Annotated in this window: 13 protein-coding genes and 1 pseudogene; 4 read left to right on the top strand and 10 right to left on the bottom strand. The window is 69.1% G+C overall.

All coding sequences use genetic code 11. The features are described 5' to 3' along the window. The first annotated feature begins 293 nt into the window (after positions 1–293). On the top strand, positions 294–1,091 hold the full coding sequence (locus tag ACZ4WQ_RS12780; protein ID WP_361188701.1) for a FadR/GntR family transcriptional regulator: 798 nt from the start codon (positions 294–296) through the stop codon (positions 1,089–1,091). 190 nt (positions 1,092–1,281) lie between these two features. Here ACZ4WQ_RS12780 and ACZ4WQ_RS12775 read toward each other — a convergent pair whose 3' ends face one another. The 10 genes and pseudogenes from ACZ4WQ_RS12775 to ACZ4WQ_RS12730 all read right to left on the bottom strand — a co-directional run bounded on the left by ACZ4WQ_RS12775 (position 1,282) and on the right by ACZ4WQ_RS12730 (position 13,395). Beyond that, entirely contained in the window at positions 1,282–2,703 is a 1,422-nt protein-coding gene (locus tag ACZ4WQ_RS12775) for a glycoside hydrolase family 43 protein (protein ID WP_398372352.1), read from the bottom strand. A gap of 74 nt (positions 2,704–2,777) precedes the next feature. Then, positions 2,778–4,424, bottom strand: a complete 1,647-nt coding sequence (locus tag ACZ4WQ_RS12770; protein ID WP_468022191.1) for a glycoside hydrolase family 27 protein — start codon at positions 4,422–4,424, stop codon at positions 2,778–2,780. Between the two features lie 154 nt (positions 4,425–4,578). Continuing rightward, the gene (locus tag ACZ4WQ_RS12765; RefSeq protein ID WP_398372357.1) at positions 4,579–6,681 is read right to left on the bottom strand and encodes a glycoside hydrolase; all 2,103 of its coding nucleotides are present in this window, start codon (positions 6,679–6,681) and stop codon (positions 4,579–4,581) included. 459 nt (positions 6,682–7,140) lie between these two features. Next, positions 7,141–8,187, bottom strand: a complete 1,047-nt coding sequence (locus ACZ4WQ_RS12760) for a LacI family DNA-binding transcriptional regulator (RefSeq protein WP_398372359.1) — start codon at positions 8,185–8,187, stop codon at positions 7,141–7,143. Positions 8,188–8,607: 420 nt separating this feature from the next. After that, positions 8,608–8,955, bottom strand: a pseudogene (locus tag ACZ4WQ_RS12755) (hypothetical protein); the annotation flags it as partial. After that, positions 8,940–9,701, bottom strand: a complete 762-nt coding sequence (locus ACZ4WQ_RS12750; RefSeq protein WP_385339856.1) for an SDR family oxidoreductase — start codon at positions 9,699–9,701, stop codon at positions 8,940–8,942. The pseudogene ACZ4WQ_RS12755 and the gene ACZ4WQ_RS12750, both read right to left, overlap by 16 nt. Next, positions 9,698–10,741, bottom strand: coding sequence for a zinc-binding dehydrogenase (locus ACZ4WQ_RS12745; protein WP_398372362.1), 1,044 nt, complete (start codon positions 10,739–10,741; stop codon positions 9,698–9,700). Before ACZ4WQ_RS12745 ends, ACZ4WQ_RS12750 begins: the two co-directional genes overlap by 4 nt. Continuing rightward, on the bottom strand, positions 10,738–11,175 hold the full coding sequence (locus ACZ4WQ_RS12740; RefSeq protein ID WP_398372364.1) for an RbsD/FucU domain-containing protein: 438 nt from the start codon (positions 11,173–11,175) through the stop codon (positions 10,738–10,740). Before ACZ4WQ_RS12740 ends, ACZ4WQ_RS12745 begins: the two co-directional genes overlap by 4 nt. Continuing rightward, positions 11,166–12,068 carry an amidohydrolase family protein gene (locus tag ACZ4WQ_RS12735; protein WP_398372367.1) on the bottom strand — a complete coding sequence of 301 codons (903 nt, stop codon included), beginning with the start codon at positions 12,066–12,068 and terminating at the stop codon, positions 11,166–11,168. The genes ACZ4WQ_RS12740 and ACZ4WQ_RS12735 overlap by 10 nt, the downstream gene beginning before the upstream one ends. Continuing rightward, entirely contained in the window at positions 12,061–13,395 is a 1,335-nt protein-coding gene (locus ACZ4WQ_RS12730; RefSeq protein ID WP_398372369.1) for an enolase C-terminal domain-like protein, read from the bottom strand. The genes ACZ4WQ_RS12735 and ACZ4WQ_RS12730 overlap by 8 nt, the downstream gene beginning before the upstream one ends. Before the next feature lie 665 nt (positions 13,396–14,060). Between ACZ4WQ_RS12730 and ACZ4WQ_RS12725 the strand changes: the two genes are divergently transcribed. The 3 genes from ACZ4WQ_RS12725 (at position 14,061) to ACZ4WQ_RS12715 (ending at position 18,390) form a co-directional block, all read left to right on the top strand. Then, positions 14,061–16,322: an alpha-L-fucosidase gene (locus ACZ4WQ_RS12725; RefSeq protein WP_398372371.1), complete on the top strand. Its 2,262-nt coding sequence runs from the start codon at positions 14,061–14,063 to the stop codon at positions 16,320–16,322. A gap of 185 nt (positions 16,323–16,507) precedes the next feature. After that, on the top strand, positions 16,508–17,200 hold the full coding sequence (locus ACZ4WQ_RS12720; protein WP_385339844.1) for a FadR/GntR family transcriptional regulator: 693 nt from the start codon (positions 16,508–16,510) through the stop codon (positions 17,198–17,200). A 212-nt stretch (positions 17,201–17,412) separates the two neighbouring features. Next, positions 17,413–18,390: a LacI family DNA-binding transcriptional regulator gene (locus ACZ4WQ_RS12715; protein ID WP_361188671.1), complete on the top strand. Its 978-nt coding sequence runs from the start codon at positions 17,413–17,415 to the stop codon at positions 18,388–18,390. Positions 18,391–18,412 lie beyond the last annotated feature (22 nt).

Raw genomic sequence — 18,412 nt, 5'->3', positions numbered from 1 at the left:
GGGCGTCGGGTAGCGCGGACGGCTGTGCCGCTGCCGTCTCGGAAGAAATTAGCCGCCTTATCGAGGCATCCGTCAAGGGTGTGTGTGGCTGTCTTCTCGATGATTTATGGATGATGGCGCAAAGTTGAGGCCGAACTATGCCCAACAGATTCATGAATCTTCCGAATTGCCATAGAAGTCTATGGCGTGGAGTCATCTCCGAATGAGTACGACTCATTGTTGCCTGCGGTACGATGAGCGCGGCTCCACAGCGATCAGCGGCCCTCGTCGCAGTCACCCCGGAGGCACGACAGATGAACGACACGCCCGCAGCCGAAGCGGCCTTGCCTGCGCAGGTCTCTTACGCCGAGGCGGCAGCGGTGAACGGCTCGGGCCAGCGGCGTGACTATCGCCCCGGTTACGAAGTCGTCGCGGAGCGGATCCTCGAGTTCATCGCCGAGGCCCGTCTGGTGGCGGGCGATCGGCTGCCCACAGAGAACGATCTGGCCCAGATGCTGAATACCAGCAGGGCGGTGGTGCGTGAGGCTGTGAAGATCCTTTCGGCGCTTGGCCGGGTCCGGGCGCACAAGGGGCGCGGACTGTTCGTCGCGGACGACGAGGGCATGCTCCTCACCAGCCGTTGGGGCGGCTTTTTCCGCCCCGTCGACCTTGATCACGTCCTCATGCTGTTCGAGTTCCGGAGGATTCAGGAGATGGCTGCCAGCAGTCTGGCCGCCACCCGTGCCACGCCCGCCGAGCTGCGTACCATCGAAGCCGCCACGCAGCAGTGCCGAGACGGGTTCGTCCACGGTCAGGTCGATGTGTTCAACCAGGCGGATGAGGACTTCCACGCGGGCGTCGCCGCGGCCTCGCACAACACCTTCCTCGTCAGCGCCGTGCGGGACGCACGGCGACTACAGCGGCAGTCGAGCGCGATCGGGATCCACGACAGGCTCGGCGAGGGCACCGAGTCGGCGGTCGAGGAGCATGAGGCGATCTACCGAGCCATTCGTGACGGCCGGCCCGACGAGGCGGCCCAGGCCACGGCGGCACATCTCGACAGGACGCTCGAGGATTACCGGCGGGAGATCCAGCGGCGCCTGTTCGGATAGCGTTCCCCATCGGACCCCGCCGCGACACGCGGTCTTCTCGGCCACCTGTCACGCGGCCTGCCGGTGCCCGGGGCGGCAGGCGGAAGACCGCTCCAGCCGCCCCGGGCGCCCCCGGGCCCATCGAGGTTCGGTTCGAAGCGGTCGGCCCGGCGCCCACCATCCGGCTGCGCCACGTGCGCTGATGCTGTGGTCAGAACCGGTCACTGGCGGCCGGGGTGAACTGCCACCAGTTCACGTTGGCCAGGTAGCCGCTGCCGCCGGTGAACCGCAGATACAGGTCCTGGGTTCCCGTCGCCCCGCTGACCGGGCAGGACACCGTCGTCCAGGTTTGCCAGCCGCCCGTGTTCGGTACTGCGCACCGGGCCGCGACCGTCCCGTTCGGACCGCCCACTCGGACTTCGACGGTGCCGTCGCCGGTCGCCGAGGCCACGCGGGTGGTGAAGGAGGACGCGCCGGTGCCGAAGGCCACGCCCTTGACCTTGACGTAGTCGCCGTTCTCGAGCCATCCGAGGTTCATCCCGCCCTCACTCGACGGCTCGGTTTCGATCCCGGAGCCCCAGGCGATCGTCTCGGCCTCCTGGCGTACGTACGGGTTGAGCGTGCCGACCTGGGGCGCTCCCGTGCTGGTCATGGTGATGGTCGGGATCGTGCCGTCGGCGTTGTAGGTGAACTTCTCCACGGCGACCGAGCGGGTGTAGCCGCCGCCTCCCGGCAGGGCACCATTGTGGTAGAAGAAGTACGAGTTGCCCTTGAAGTCGATGACGCCCGGGTGGTTGGTGAAGCTGCTGCCCTGTGTGGGCATGACCGTCCCTCGGTAGGTCCACGGTCCGGTCGGGCCGGGCGCCGTGGAGTAGGCGATGAACTCCGAGCAGCACTTGGCCGCGAACACCATGTAGTACAGGCCGCCTCGCTTGTAGACCCAGGGCGCTTCCTCGAACAGCGTGGGCCGGTTGGGGTCGCCGGCGCGGGTACCGAAGCCCGCGGTGGTGAGCGGGATTTTGGCCGGACTCCCCGAGTACGAGGTCATGTCGGCGTTCAGCCTGACGTACCAGAGGTTCGGGTTGCCCCAGTACAGGTAGGCCTGGCCATCGTCGTCGACGAAGACGGTGGGGTCGATCTCGCCGTTCTCCACCAGGGGGCGGCCGATGGCGTCACGGAACGGCCCGGTGGGGCTGTCCGACACCGCCACGCCGATGGCCATCCGGCCGGTCGCCCGGTTCGTCACCGGCACGTACCAGTAGAACTTGCCGTTGCGGTAGGTGGTCTGCCCCGCCCACGCGTTGGAGGACGCCCAGCTGAAGGTGGCCAGGTTGAGCGGCGAGCCGTGGTCGGTCCAGTTGACCATGTCGTCGGAGGACCACACCCGCCACTCCTTCATGGTGAAGTTGGTGGAGCCGTCCTCGTCGTGCCCCGTGTAGAGGTAGACCCGGCCGTTGTGGACCAGTGGGGCAGGGTCGGCGGTGTAGATGTGCTGCACGATCGGGTTGTCCGCCCTGGCCGCCGGGGGCTGTACCGCGGCGGGGACGACGGCGAACGCCAGGACGAGGGCTACCACCCAGGCCACGGCTCGGCCGAGCCTCGCATGGGTCGGGGTGGGCCGGGCAGGGAGCATCGTGGCCTCCACGGAGGGCTGGTCGACGAGTGACGTTGGACGGCCGCCAGGGCGGACACCGCCGCGATCGGGCCTCACGCACGGCTCCATTTCTGGCCGGCCCGGCCGTCGCAGGTCCACAGGACGAGCGGGGTTCCGCCCGCGGTGCCGGCTTGGTCGACGTCCAGGCACAGGCCGGCGTGCGCGTTGCGGATCGACCCGTCGGAGTTCACGGTCCACTTCTGGTTGTCCTGCCCGTTGCAGGGCCAGGTGATGACACGGGTACCGTTGGTGGTGCCCTGGTCGTAGGCGTCCAGGCACTTGTCGCCGAAGACGCGGACCTCACCGTCGGCCCATGTGGTCCACAGCTGGCTCGCGGCGGTGTGACAGTCCTGGATCAGTGTCCTTGCCCCGGCCGCGGTGGAGGCGCTCTCCACGTCCAGGCAACGGCCGGACCCGTTGCCGCGCAGCCGGGACGTGGCGGCGGCCAGCGGGGTGCCCCCGGTCACCCGGAACACGGCGACGCCGTGTGCGGGCACGCTCGCCGAGATCTGGCCGGTCGTGCTCGAAGTGCCCCCGGTCCACAGGTCGGTGAGGGTGAACGACCCGCCGGACAGACCGGCCTGGGCCGCCGTGGTGGTGACAGTCGCGGCGCCGCCGCCCCGGTTGAACAGGCCCACGGCGACCGAGCCGTCGGACAGGGGCTTGGCGAACACCTCGGTGTCTCCGTCGTCGCGCACTCTGCGCCCGCCCGCGCCCAGGGGGTCCTGGTTCACCGCCAACAGGCGCGGGTTGCGCAGGATCGCGCTCACGTCGGCCGACATGGTGCGGATGTCGTTGCCCGCCATGAGCGGCGCGGCCATCAGCGCCCACAGGGCGAAGTGGGAGCGGGACTCGGTCAGCGACGGGCCGGGTCGGCCGACGACGAGCATGTCCGGGTCGTTCCAGTGGCCCGGACCCGACTGCGCGGCCAGCGGCGCGGTGACGTCCAGGACGTTGCCCACGCCCATCGGATAGCTGTTGGTGTTGCCGTTCTGCCAGATGTCGAGCAGATCCTCGGTCGTCCGCCACAGATCGGCGACCTCGCCCCAGTTGTACCTGTCGCCGGTGATGGCGTGGAAGCTGTTCGGGTTGATGCTGTAGACGATCGGGCGCCCGGTCGCGCGCAGGGCATCGCGCATGAGCGTGAACCGTGCGACCTGCTCGTCCCGGGTGCCGGCGGAGGAGCACCAGTCGTACTTGAGGTAGTCCACGCCCCAGGAAGCGAACATGCGAGCGTCCTGGGTCTCGTGCCCCTTGCTGCCGGTGGACCCCGGGTAGCCGCCCGTGCCCTGGGCGCAGGTGCGCTCGTTGGGCACCTGATAGATGCCGAACTTCAGGCCCTTCTGGTGGATGTAGTCCCCGAGTGCCTTCATCCCGCCGGGGAACTTGGTGGGGTTGGCCCGCAGGTTGCCCGCGGCGTCGCGCTGCGGGTCGAACCAGCAGTCGTCGACGACCACGTACCGGTATCCGGCGTCCCGCATGCCCGAGGACACCATCGCGTCGGCGGCTTGGCGGACCTGTGCCTCGGTGACCCCGCACCCGAAGCTGTTCCAGCTGTTCCAGCCGAGCGGCGGGGTGAGCGCCGGACTGCCCGGCGCGGCCTGAGCCGGCGAGTGGACCGAGGCGGTGGTGAACGCGGTGGCCGTCAGAGCGGCGGCCACAAGGAGGCGGAGCAGTCGTCCGCGTGGTCGTGTGGGCACCTTGGTTCCTTTCCCGGAGGGGTGCCGCAGGGGCGTCACTGACGGCACCCGCCTGTGTGCTGGATGGAGTGACCGGGTCGATCGGGAGGGACCTCGGCGCGGTGCGCGTCCCGGGGGCTGATGTCCGCGCCGAGACCGGGTGTCTCCGGGTCGGTCAGCAGGAGGAGTTGGTCTGGGTGAGCAGGCCGAGCCGCCAGGGGAGGGTGTTGTAGTCGCCGCCGGCGTTGGGGTTCATGCCCTGGTAGAGGTACTGCATCTTGCAGGGACTGATGGTGAGGGTCTGGTCGTAGCCGGCGCGGATCAGCTCTCCGTGGCTGATGTCCTTGGTCCAGGCTCCCGCCGGGAAGGTGGTGTTGCTGGCGCGGGCGAACGGGTTGTTCTCGGAGGCGGCCAGTGGTGTCCAGGAGCCGCCGATGCTGCTGGAGGTCCAGGAGCGGAAGTAGCGCCGTCCGTCCGAGCCGATGGCCTCGACGATCAGCAGGTACTGGTTGCTGTCCTGCACCTTGTACACGTTGCTCGCCTCGAAGAGGGCGTACTTGTTGGAGTCCTGGGCGGCGATGACGGTGTTGGTGAACCCGTTCGGGAACTGGGCGAGGGTGGTCTGGGAGCGGTACAGGTGTCCGTTGTCGTCGGAGGAGAACAGGTAGCAGTTGGCGCTGTCGCAGATCACCCACATGTCGACCCAGTAGCCGTTGCCGATGTTCTGTTTGATGATGTCCGGCATCGAGGAGTAGAAGTTGCGCGGGGCGCTCCACCCGTTCGGGTTGCTGATGTCGGTGTTGGTGGAGTAGGAGGCGTTGCCGGTCTGGTAGACCAGGTACCAGGTGCGTTGGGGGGCGAAGTAGAAGACCTGGGGTGCGGCCCGGTATCCGGTGCCGATTCCGCTGCGGTCCAGGTAGTAGTGGGTGGCCGAGGCCGCCTGGGACCAGTCGGTGAAGTTCAGGTACACCAGGCTGTATCCGGAGGAGCTGGCGACGCTGGCGAACACGTGGTACTTGCCGTTGTAGTAGACCACGGTCGGGTCCTTGAGCCCGGCGATGTTGTGGGTGGAGTCCGGCTTGGGGGACATCAGGACCCCGCTGGAGCTCCAGCCGTAGCTGCCGGGCAGGGCGGCGGCCGACGAGGCGGGGGAGGCCGGGCTCTTCGCGGGGGTCTTTGCCGCGGCCTTCGTCACGGTGTTTGCCGCGGCCTTCACTGCGGGGGTGCCGCCCAGCGCGGTGAGCGCCGAGTTGTAGGCGGGTTTCTTGTTGCCGCCGCCGTCGAAGAGCAGGGGGTTCTCCCCGGCGCGCCAGGAGTCGGTGTCCCGGATGCCCCACACCGTGATGCCGTTGCACCGCGCCACGTTCATGCAGGCCTTGACCGTGTTCGTGTACGCGGTCGTCGGCGCCTGCGCGATGTCGAGTTCGGTGATCTGCACGTCCACACCGAGGGCGGCGAAGTTCGACAGGGTGGTCTGGAAACTGGCCGGCGGGCCGCCGGTGCCGAAGTGGGCCTGGAAACCGACACAGTCGATGGGCACACCGCGCGCCTTGAAGTCGCGCACCATGCGGTAGACGCCCTGGGTCTTGGCGTCGGTCCAGTTCTCGATGTTGTAGTCGTTGTAGCAGAGCTTGGCCGACGCGTCGGCCGCCCGCGCGGTGCGGAACGCCTCCTCGATGAAGCCGTCGCCCAGCAGGTTCTGGAACACCGAGGGGCGGTGCGCTCCGCTGCCGCCGTCGGCGAACGCCTCGTTCACCACGTCCCAGGCGTAGACCTTGCCCTTGTAGTGGCCCATCACGCCGTTGATGTGGTTGTTCATCACGCTGCGCAGGGTGTTCGCGTCGCCGATGGAGCTGACCCAGCTTGGCAGCTGGGAGTGCCAGACCAGGGTGTGGCCGCGTACGCGCTGTCCGCGCGAGGTGGCCTGGTTCACGATCTGGTCGGCCGGGCCGAAGTTGAACGATCCGCGGGAGCGCTCGGTGGTGTCCCACTTCATCTCGTTCTCGGGGGTGACCATGTTGAACTCGCGGTTCAGGATGGTCGAGTACGTGCCGTCGCCGAGTCTGCCGCCGGCCACGGCGGTCCCGAAGTACCGCCCGGACTGGGCCGCCTGAGCACCCAAGGTGGACGCCTGAACGGAGTCGGAGGCAGCGGCGGAGTCAGTGGCCGTGGCAGTGGCGGACGCGGGCGCGGCGGTCCCGGCCACCGCCATCACGCCGGCGGCCAGCAGACCTAACGCGAGGTTTCGGTATCGGCCGGGTGGCTTCACAACAGTCATGGTTCTCCTTGGAGGTCGAGGCGTTCTCATTGGGAGCGCTCCCAATGACGGCTGTGGTGCGGTCATGCCCATGTTGAGGAAGGCTGCTGACGGCCCCGGCGACCGGGTGGCCGCGGCTGCCGGTCGGGTGCGGGTACGGGGAAACTCCCTGTGTCGGCTGGGGATGGCTCCCTTGAACGTCGCCGCCCGTGTCCTCGAACTCCGGCACGGTGACGTAGGGGGGAATCTCACCGGGATACGGCTGTCAACGGTGGTCTGTGGGGCCGACACAAACCTGTCCACCCGGATTGTCGTTCGGTATGGCGAACGACAATCGGAAGGCCGGACAAGCATGGATGATAGGCGGACTCCGTGGGACGTCAACACCCCTCGCGCCAACCAGCCCGTCGATGGCCGATGAAGGCTGTTTGCGCGTCCGGCACTCGGCTCATGTGGCCGGAACGGCACTCGCGCTGCCGCTTATTGGCCGGTCCCGCGCCATGGGCCGGTGCTCTCGCGGACGATCAGGGCGGGCTCGTCGCAGGGGTCGGGAGCGGGGGCCGCGGGGTCGAGCAGCCGGTGCAGCAGTCCGAAGCAGGTGCGGCCGAGCCCCTCGAAGTCGAGTCGGACCGTAGTCAGCGCTGGGGCGAGGAAGGCCGCGACGGGTACGTCGTCGAAGCCGGCCACGCTCACGTCGTCGGGGATGTGACGTCCGGCTTCGCGGGCCGCCCGCATCACCCCGGCGGCCACGTCGTCGTTGCCGCACAGCACCGCGGTCACCGTCCGGTCCGCGACCAGCTCCCGCGCGGCGAGGTAGCCGGTACGCGGCGTCCAGCCGCCTTCCGCCACGGGCGGTTCCGGGGCACCGGCCGCGCGCAGCGCGTCCAGCCAGCCCTGCGTGCGCTGGGCCACGTCCGCGGTCGAGGAAGGCAGCGCCAGGTAGTGCACCGTGCGGTGGCCCAGGCCCAGCAGATGGCGGGTGGCGTGGGCGGCGGCGAGCCGGTCGTCCAGCCAGGCCTGCGGCCGAGACGAAACCGGCTCACTGCCGGAGGGGTGCTCTACCGCGGCCACCACCGGTGTGTCCGCGGGCAGCAGCCGCAGGGCATGCACCCCGGGGGCGTCGAAGGCGATGACCACGACGGGTTCGCCCGGCCGGGCGAGGCGGGCGCGTAACTCGGCCCGGTCCGCATGGGCGTGCCGGTCCAGCACACTGACCGCGACCGCGAATGAGGCGGCTCGGGCGGCCTCTTCGATGCCGCGCAGTGTCGAGGCGGCCCCGTACAGGCTGGTGTCGCTGGTGAGGACGGTCAGCGAGCGGGCTGCCTTGCCCGCGAGTTCGCGGGCCGCGTGGTTGGGCCGGAATCCGAGCGAATCGATGGCCGCTTCGACCCGGTGACGGGTGGCATCCGCCACGGCGGAGTGGCCGTTGATGACGCGGGAGACCGTCTGGTGGGAGACGCCGGCTTCCCGCGCGACATCGCGGATGGTCACGGTGGGGGCGCCGCTGGCGTCAGGGGCCGTGCCCATCACACTGTGCCCACTCCGGGAAGGCGACGGTAGCCGCTCGGCATGGCTGGCTCCTTGCTCCTTGCCGGTGCGGCCATGTGACCGGTCACGCGGGCGCGGGTCCATCCTCAGCGATCATCTGCACGGCCGCCGGGCCCGGCCCGGCGGAAGAAGCCCGGAGAAATCCATGCTGCGCGAACTCTTGACACTTCGGATTCCGACGCCACAATCATGCGGTGATGTGACCGTTAACACAAGTGGTCGGGAACGGATGGAAACCGAACTCCTGCCGCGCCTGGGGCTGCCGTACCCCGACGACCACTCCTGAACGGGTCCACGGTCGCCAGGGCCGGCGCCGTGAACCCGTGATCGACGGCTCCCAAGGGCAGCGGCTGCTCAGCCCCGGAGCCGAGTGAACAGCAGGATCACCGGGGCGTGGGTACGTCCGGCCGGCATCACCACATCGGCCGCAGTCTCGTGCAGGAAGCGGGCGAGCATGGCCGACTGGTTCATGCCGGTGCCGATCGCGCCGATCACCCCCCTGGTCGCGCAGGTCCGCAAGGGTGGACGGGGCTTCTCGGCGGCCTGCCGTCAGTGGGCGTCGGGGGCGTGCACGTAGACGACGTCGAGGCGATCCAGACCCGTACGCTCTCGCTGCTCGGAGAGGCCGAGCGCGTAGTGCGGCGCGGTGTCGAAGTACCGGATGCCGCTGTCCCGGGCCGCCTCGATGGCCGCTGCCGCGTCCTGGGCCGGTGTGACAGCCGGATCGGGGGTCACCGTCCCAGCCATCCGCCGTCGACCGGAAGTACGGTGCCGTGGACATAGGCGGCCGCGTCGGAGGCCAGGAACACGGTGGCGCCCGCGAGGTCGTCGGCGGTGCCCCAGCGCCCGGCAGGGATGCGGTCCAGGATCGCCTTGCTGCGCACCGGATCGTCCTGCAGCGCCTGGGTGTTGTCAGTCGCGATGTAGCCCGGGGCGAGAGCGTTGACGTTGACGCCGTGCGGTGCCCACTCGTTGGCCAGGGCCTTGGTCAGGCCGGCGATGCCGTGCTTGGCGGCGGTGTAGCCGGGGACGGTGATGCCGCCCTGGAAGCTGAGCAGCGAAGCGGTGAAGATGATCTTCCCCTGGCCGCGGGCCACCATCGCCGCGCCCACCGCCCGGCTCAGGGCGAACTGCGCGTTGAGGTTCACCTGGAGCACCAGGTCCCAGTCGGTGTCGGTGTGTTCGGCCGCTGGTGCGCGACGGATGGTGCCGGCGTTGTTGACCAGGATGTCCACCGGACGCGCCCGTGCGGCGAGGTCCGCGCCCAGAGCACGTACGGCGTCGGCGTCGGCGAAGTCCGTGCGGATCGCCTCGAAGGTGCGTCCCGTGGCGAGGACATCCTTCTCCACCTCGCTCCCGGACTCCTCCAGACTGGCGCTGACGCCGATGACGTCTGCTCCGGCCTCGGCCAGAGCACGGGCCATGGCCCGGCCGATGCCCCGTCGGGCTCCTGTGACGACAGCCAGTCGGCCCGTCAGGTCGAACGCGCTCATACGGCCGCTGCCTCCGTCTCGTCGGTGCAGTCCACGAGGATCTTCATCACATCGCCACCGGCCTCCAGCGTCTCGAACGCGGCAGGTGCCTCGGTGAGCGGCACGATCTTGCTGATCAGCCGCTCCGCGGAAATCGTGCCGTCCGCCACCAGGGCGACCGCCCTCTCGAAGTCGGTGCGGTCGTACAACCGCGCCCCGACGAGGGTGAGTTCGCGCCAGAAGAAGCGGTGTAGGTTCACCTCGCGGGGACGGGGGTGGATGGCCACCAGGCACAGCCGACCGCGCACCCCGAGGACATCGACCGCCGTATCCACGCCACCTGCCGCCCCGGAGACCTCGAAGGCGACGTCGGCACCCGCGTCGCCGGTCCACTGCCGCACCAGCTCGGGCACGTCGCCGGCGGCCGGGTCCCAGGCGAGCAGGCCCAAATCAGCGGCGAACCGCCGCCGATGAGCGCTCGGCTCGACGACGCGAACGTCGGCTCCTTCGGCGCGCGCGACCAGCGCGATGAGCACGCCCACCGGCCCTCCGCCGACCACGACGACCCGCTCCCCGCCACGGACTTCGGCCCGGCCGACGTCGTGGACGGCGACGGCGGTGGGTTCGACGAGCGCGGCCCGGTCCAGTGGGACGGACTCAGGCAGGCGTACGAGTGTCGAAGCGGGCACTGTCCAGCGCTGCTGCATCGCGCCGGGCGAGTCGATGCCGATGAAGTCGAGTTTCTGGCAGATGTGCTGGTGGCCGGTCAGGCAAGCGCGGCAGGTGCCGTCCCAGCGCAGCGGCATCACGGTCACCGCGTCACCGGGCTGCCAGCCCTCCACGTCCGGTCCGACGCGTACGACACGTCCGGACATCTCGTGTCCGAGGACCGCGGGGGTGGCGACCCGGCTGTCCATGTCTCCGTGGAAGATATGCAGGTCGGTGCCGCAGATGCCGACGTAGGCGGGGGCCAGTTCCACCTCGCCGGGGCCGGGGGAGCGGGTATCGGCCGGCCCCGTGTCCAGGGTGCGGGCGGCCGTGTAGCGGACTGCGAGTGTCATCGTGGAGTCAGGGTCCCTTCAGCGCGGACGCCGATGGTCAGCAGCAGATTGGCGTAGGTACGGATGTCGGCGGTGACGATCGTCAGCGCGAGGTCGGGGGAGCGGGCGGCGTCGTAGAACTCGAATCGGCCCAGTGCCTCCACCGGGGCGGGCGCCAGGCGGGAGCGGCACTCGGCGACGGCCGGCGGCTCCGGTTCGCCCTCGGGCCCCACCATGACATGGGCCGACTCGACGGGGATCGCCCGCAGCAGGACATCGAGCACGGTGGTGACGTCCAGCAGGCCCGGCCGCAGATTGAGGTGCACGGTCCGCGCCCACTCCCCGGTGGCCGTACTGGCGGGGTAGTGGCCGTCGGCGAGCAGGACGCGGGCGCCGTGGCCCGAGCCGGCCAGGGATTCGAGGATTGCGGGGTGCAGCAGTTCCGTCAGGAGCACGGAGTCCCCTCCTTCGACGGGGCGGTCGTCAGGTGGTAGAAGGCGGTCGCGGTGCCGGCGAGCACCGCGTGGATCTCGGTGGCCGAGCAGCCGTCCAGGAGTTCCTCGACGGTGGCGGCCCAGCGGTTCCAGCCGCCGGCGAGGACGCAGACCGGCCAGTCGGAACCGAACATCAGCCGGTCGGAGCCGAAGGCGGAGAGCAGGACATCCCACACCGGGCGGATGTCGTCGACGGTCCACTTTTCGTGGTCGGCCTCCGTGACAAGCCCCGACACCTTGCAGCGGACCTGGGGATGCCGGGCGAGTCCGCGCAACTGCTCGGCCCAGTCGGTCAGTTCCCGCCGTGCGAGAGGCGGCTTGCCCGCGTGGTCCAGGACGAGGGGCAGCTCCGGCAGCCTTTCCGCGAGCCGGATCGCCTGGGGCAACTGGTGGCTGCGAATGAGCACGTCGTAGCCGAGACCGCTGTCCTGCACGGCCCGCAGGCCCCGTTCGACGGCGGGCCGCTGTAGCCACTCCGGATCGGACTCGTCCTGCACGATGTGTCGCAGGGCCCGCAGGTACTCGCCTCCGGGCCGGGCGCGCAGTTCGTCGAGCACGTCGCCGATCGCCGGGAACGTCAGGTCCGCCCAGCCGACGACGGCACCGACCAGCGGGTCGCTGTCGGCCAGAGCGAGGAGGTCGCGTGTCTCGGGTACGGACGTGATGCACTGGACGACCACCGTTCTCGTAAGCCGCCGTCCGGCGATCGGCCGGGTCGCGGCCGATCGCAGGGCGCGTGAGCTGAAGCTGCGGCGGAGCGGCTCGTGCCCGGGCTCGTCCAGCCAGGGCTGCGGCCGGAGGTCCAGGTTCCACACGTGGTGGTGGGCATCGACGAGGGCCAGGGCGTCAGACACGGGCGGTCCAGACGGGGCCGTCGGGGTACGCGTACTCCTTCAGCGACTCGGGATGCATCTGCGCGCTCAGCCCGGGAAGTTCCGGCGCCAGGTAGTGGCCGTCGGCGATGCGTACCGGGTCGACGAAGTGCTCGTGGAGGTGGTCCACGTATTCGATGACCCGGTCCTCCAGGGCGCCGGAGACGGCGATGTAGTCGAACATCGACAGGTGTTGCACCATCTCGCACAGACCGACGCCGCCGGCGTGGGGGCACACCGGTACGCCGAACTTCGCGGCGAGCAACAGGATCGCGATGTTCTCGTTGACCCCGCCGACCCGTGCCGCGTCGATCTGCACGATGTCCACCGCGCCGGCCTGGAGAAGCTGCTTGAACACGACCCGGTTGGCGATGTGCTCGCCGGTGGCGACCTTGATGGGGCCGACGGCCCTGCGGACCGCGGCATGACCGAGGATGTCGTCGGGGGAGGTGGGTTCCTCGATCCAGTACGGCTGGGACGGCGCCAGAGCGCGCATCCAGTCGATGGCCTGCGCGATATCCCATCTCTGGTTGGCGTCCACGGCGATACGGACACCGTCGCCGACCGTCTCGCGGGCGGTGCGCATGCGCCGTACGTCGTCCTCCAGGGACCCGCCCACCTTCAGCTTGATCTGGGAGAAGCCGTCGGCGACGGCCTCGCGGGCCAGGCGGGCCAGCTTCTCGTCGGAGTAGCCGAGCCAACCGGGGGTGGTGGTGTAGGCCGGGTAGCCGCGTTCCAGCAGGCGGGCGATCCTCTCGTCGCGTCCGGGTTCGGCGCGGCGCAGGATGTCCAGGGCCTCCTCGGGGGTGATCGCGTCGCTGAGCCAGCGGAAGTCGACCTGCGCGACCAGATCCTCGGGGGACATCTCGCCGAGGAAGCGCCACACCGGCTTGCCCGCACGCTTGGCCGCCAGGTCCCAGGCGGCGTTGACCACCGCGCCGGTGGCCATGTGGATGGCGCCCTTCTCGGGTCCCAGCCAGCGGAGTTGAGGATCGTGCACGAGGGAGCGGGAGAACGCGCCCAGGTCGGAGCAGACCTCCGCCACGGACCGGCCGACCACGTGTGGGGCGAGGGCCGCGATGGCGGCGGCCTGCACGTCGTTGCCGCGTCCGGTGGTGAAGGCCAGGGCGTGGCCCTCCAGCCCGTCACCGGCGTCGGTGCGCAGGACGACGTAGGCGGCGGAGTAGTCGGGTTCGGGGTTCATCGCGTCCGACCCGTCCAGATGCTCGGATGTGGGGAACCGCACGTCCAGGACGTCGAGGGCGGTGATACGGGCAGATGCCGAGGGAGGGGACACGGCAGAGGGCATGACAGCGACTCCTGTGAGAAGCAGGTGGAAACCCGGCTCCCCGCGACGGAGGGGGAGCGGCGGGCGGTGTTCGGCGGCGACGGCCGCCTGATTCACTCCTGGACCCTGCCGCCCGTGATGGTGGAGCCGCTGCCACATGCGCTGAGCAGCGCCGGTGCGGACAGGGTGGAGACGGCGGAACAGAGGACGGTTCTGAGTCTCATCGATGCTTCCTCGTACTGGTCCCGTAGCGGGAGAAGTTTCGCCTCGACGACATCTGTCTATCGCCGTACAACAGAGATGGGATGTCTTTATAGGCGCGCTCCTGCTGTGCTGTCCAGTCTCTCGCTCGATCTCTTGCAAAGTGCCAGCTCGGTGCGCATTCAAAGTGAGGGCCTGGGGAGTCGGGATCGCGATCCATCCCATCAATCCTGCCCCTTCGGTGAGGGAGCCGGTCGCGAAGTAGCTGCCAGACATGCCATGTTTCAGCAGTCGCAAACACCCATCCAAAGGTGTAAATCATGCAAATTGACTGGCTGTGCGATGCTTTTCATCCCTGCACGCCCGTTGACATCCCTGGGAGACATGGTCGACCTTCGTGCCTAACAAGCGACGCTCCAGGCACAAGCAGCCATGCCAATCGCTGTCCCCTGATCCCCCTTCCTCTCCGCCCCAGGGATGTGTCCATGCCGAGCTCGATCAACAGACGCCAGTTCCTGGCCAACGCCACCTGCGTGGCCGCGGCGGCCGTCGGTGGAGGTGTGTCAGGCGCCGGCGTCGCCCAGGCGGCGCCCAGCACGTACACGCCCGACTGGAACTCGGTCGACCAGCACCCGCCGGCCCCGGAGTGGTTCCGGGACGCGAAGTTCGGGATCTACTTCCACTGGGGCGCTTTCAGCGTCCCCGCCTTTGACAACGAGTGGTACCCGCGCAGCATGTACCAGGCCGGCAGCCGGGCCAACCAACACCACACCGCGACCTACGGCCAGCCATCGGCGTGGCCCTATCACCACTTCATCAACGGAGCGCGGGACCTGGCGGGCACCGTCGTGAAGTTCGCGCCGAAGCTGAAGTCGGCCGGCGGGAACTTCGACCCCGATGAGTGGGCGCAGTTGTTCGTCGACGCCGGCGCCAAGTTCGCCGGCCCGGTCGCCGAGCACCATGACGGCTTCTCCATGTGGGACAGCCAGGTCAACGAGTGGAACTCGGTGAAGAAGGGTCCGGGTCTCGACCTGCTGCGGCTCTTCTCCACGGCCATCCGCGCCAAGGGCCTGAAGTTGCTGGTGGCCATGCACCACGCGTACAACTTCAACGGCTTCTATGAATTCGTATCCCCCCAGACGGACAGCAGCCTCAAGAAGCTCTACGGGCAACTGGGGCCGGCCGCGGAGAACCAGCTGTGGTTCGACAAGCTCAAGGAGGTCATCGACCGCGCCCAGCCCGACATCCTGTGGCAGGACTTCAAGCTGGACGCCGTCGACGAGACCAAGCGCCTGAACTTCCTGTCGTACTACTACAACCAGGCGGGCAGCTGGGGCCGTGAGGTCGTCGCCACGTACAAGGACGGCATGAACAGCAAGGGCGAGGTCTTCGACTACGAGCGCGGCGGCCCGGCCGACATCACCACCCCGTACTGGCTGACCGACGACAGCATCTCCAGCAGCAGCTGGTGCTACACCCAGGGCATCGGGTACTACACCATCCCGCAGATGCTGCACTCGTTCATCGACCGGGTCAGCAAGAACGGCAACATGCTGCTGAACATCGCGCCGATGGCCGACGGCACCATCCCGCAGGCGCAGAAGGACATCCTGCTCGGTATCGGAGACCACCTGACACGCTTCGGCGAGTCGGTGTACGCGACCCGCGCCTGGACGGCGTACGGCGAGGGCCCGACGAAGATGGGCGGCGGCTCGTTCACCACCCCGCATGCCGGCACCGCGGAGGACATCCGCTTCACCCGCAACAAGGCCGACAACATCCTCTACGCCACCGTCCTGGGCTGGCCCGGCAGCTCGCTGACGATCAAGACCCTCAACTCGGACCGGATGAACACCTCGTCGCTGACCTCGGTGAAGCTGCTCGGCTCCACCGCCGGCACCTACATCGACCTGCCCACGCCGACCCAGAACACCTCCGGTCTCATGGTCACCCTGCCGTCCGCAGCCCCGTACAGCGCCGGCGCCTACGTCCTCAAGCTCGCCTTCTCCGGCACGATCCCGGGCCTGCGGCCGCTCGCCGGAGCCGTTGCCTTCAAGGAGGTCGACTACAGCGGCGACGCCGCCGTGCTCGCCCTCGGCGACTACACGGCGGCCGACCTGATCGCGGCCGGACTGGGCGCGCGCACCCTCTCCTCCCTCCGGCCGGCCCCCGGCTACCAGGTGATCGGCTACGCCGGGGACGACTTCACCGGCACCTCCTGGACCTTCACCACCGAAAACCCAGACCTGCGGATCACCGGCAACAACGACCAGATCACCTCGCTGAGAGTCCAGTTCAACCCGGGGACGCACTTCCGGATCACCAACGTCACCAACGCCCTCGCTTTGGACAGCGGCGGCAACGTCGCCTCCGGCTCCAACCTCAAGCAGTGGACCTGGGACGGCAGCTCCAACCTCCAGTGGCAGGCGGTGGAGGTCCCGGGCGGCTGCTACAGGCTGGTCAACCGCACGAACGGCATGGTCGCCGACGGCTGGGGCGCCACCGCCGACGGCTCCGCCGCCAGGCAGGCCGCCTGGAACGGTGGCAACAACCAGCAGTGGACGATCACCCACCGGGGCGGCGACCACTATTCGATCGCCAACCGCGCCACCGGCCTGGTCCTCGACGGCGGCGGCAACGTCGCATCGGGGTCGGTCACCAAGCAGTGGACCTACGGAAGCAGCACCAACCTGCTCTGGACGTTCACACCTGTGAGCATGGCGACCCCTCGAGGAGACATGGGATGAATTTATAGGGCGCTACGGGAATGGCGTCCGTCGCTCTCGCGCGCAAAAGCGATCGAGAGGCGATCACCTGCGGGTACGGGCAAGTCGATGCGAACCCTGATGATGCGATCACTCCGCTCCTTCCTGGGCTGTGGGATGTATTGGTACGCTGCCGACGCCCGGGGATGAGCAGGGGGTAGCGCAGCATGTCATTGACCGACAAGGCCATCGACCGCATCAGGGAGCTCGTCCAGTCGGGTGAGCTTCCTCCGGGTGCCAAGCTGCCGCCCGAACAGCAGCTCGCCGCGGAGCTGGGGCTGTCCCGCAATCTGATGCGGGAGGCGGTCAAGGCGCTGGCCGTCTCGCGAGTGCTGGAGATCCGGCGCGGCGACGGCACGTACGTGACCAGCCTGGAACCGGAACTGCTGCTGAGCGGCATCGGATCCGCGGTGGAGCTGCTGCGCGGCGACACTCTGCTGGAACTCACCGAGGTCCGCCGACTGTTCGAGCCAGTCGCCACCGGCCTGGCCGCCGGCCGCATCTCGGCCGAGGGGCTCGCGGAGGTGAAGCGACACCTGGAGGCGATGCAGGCGGCCCGCGACGATGTCGAGGAGCTCAACGAGCACGACGCCGCGTTCCACCGCGCGGTGATCGCGGCCACGGGCAACGCGACGCTCGCCACGTTGCTGGAGGGCATCGCGAGCCGGACGCTGCGCGCGCGTGTCTGGCGCGGACTGGTCGACGAGGATGCCGCCGGCCGCACGCTGGCCGAGCACGAGGCGATCTACCACGCGCTCGCCGCCGGCGACGCCGCCCTCGCCCAGGCCGCCGCCCTCATGCACGTCAACACCACCGAGCAGTGGCTGCGCGAGCACCTGGACCGGGACGGCGCCTCGTAGCCGCGAGCGCTGCGCGTGGGCCCGTGGGCTCCGAAGCCCCATTGACCGCTGACATCGACGGCGCGTTCCTGGCCGTCACAGGCGCTCAACGGAAGGTGTCAGAATGGCGGCGGGAGCAGGCGAGGCGATGGGGAAAGGCGATTGTGCCGGACAACCGATCGGGAAGATCTTCGGCGGATGACGACAAGGAGCGTGGCGCGGGACCCGCGTCGGTGACGATCGCGTACATCGCCGAGTCGGCGGGTGTCTCGGTTCCCACCGTGTCGAAGGTCCTCAACGGCCGTTCCGGAGTGTCGGACGAGACCCGCGCCCGCGTCGAGCAGTTGATCCTTGAGTACGGTTACCGCAAGCCTCCCCAGAGCCGGAGCAATCTGGTGGAGCTGGTCTTCCGTGAGCTGGAGAGCATGTGGGCCGTGGAGATCATCCGCGGTGTCGAGCGCGTGGCCCGCAGGAATCGGGTTGGGCTGCTGGTGTCCGCGTTCGGAACCCACGAGTCAGCGGGGATGATCGACGACACGGTCGGACGGCGCCCTCAGTGCGTTCTGTCGGTGGCACAGCTCTCCGATGCGGAGCGGGAACAGCTGAAGGCGAAGGGCATCCCGTTCGTCGTCTTCGACCCGATCGACGAGCTGCCCGACGACGTGCCGTTCGTCAGCGCCACGAATTGGCGGGGCGGCCAGACGGCGACCCGGCATCTGATCGACCTGGGACACCGGCGCATCGCCATGATCAGCGGGCCGGATCACCCCTACTGCCGCGCCCGGCTGTCCGGTTACTTCTCCGCTCTCTCGGAGGCCGGCCTGCCGGCGGCACCCGAACTGGTGGTGAAGACCCAGCTCACGCGCGAGCACGGATACACCGCGGCGCGCGAGCTGTTGTCCCGCCCTGATCGCCCCACCTCGGTGTTCACCGCGAACGACATGCAGGCGCTCGGTGTCTACCGGGCCGCGCGCGAGCTCGGTTTGCGCATCCCGCACGATCTCAGCGTGGTGGGCTACGACGACGTCCCGGCCGTGGCCTGGGCGGATCCTCCCCTGACCACTGTGCATCAGCCGCTGGCCGAGATGGCGACAGCCGCCACCGAGCTGGCCCTGGCGCTCGGCCGCGGCGACGATGTGCCGCGGCTCGGACTGGAGATCGCGACGACCCTCACGGTCCGGGAGAGCACGGCTGTGCCGAAGGAGGAGTGAGGTCGCGCGGGGTCGCGGGTGT

This window comes from Streptomyces sp. NPDC028305 (assembly GCF_055569495.1).
The sequence above is the reverse complement of the archived record's forward strand: the minus strand, read 5'-3'. Positions and strand labels throughout refer to the sequence as shown.